1 protein-coding gene is annotated in these 218 nt (G+C 28.9%); it reads right to left on the bottom strand.

Features of this window, described 5'->3' with window-relative positions:
- The coding region (locus F6K13_RS35775) for a hypothetical protein (RefSeq protein WP_287287336.1) at positions 1-218 on the bottom strand (218 nt) is incomplete at both ends.

Below are 218 nucleotides of genomic sequence, written 5' to 3' on the forward strand. Positions count from 1 at the left end.
CTACCTCATAATTATCTGAATTTGACTGTAATAAATCTAATAAACGAGAATTTGATTTCTCTAATTCAACCAATTTTTTTGATTCTACATTAAATTTTTCAGCCCCTTTACCAGCGAGAGTAATTGATTGTTGAAATTCTGTTTCGTTACCCGGATTAATTTCCGTTTCTACCTCATAATTATCTGAATTTGACTGTAATAAATCTAATAAACGAGAA

This window comes from Okeania sp. SIO2B9 (assembly GCF_010672505.1).
GTDB classification, from domain to species: Bacteria; Cyanobacteriota; Cyanobacteriia; order Cyanobacteriales; family Microcoleaceae; genus Okeania; species Okeania hirsuta.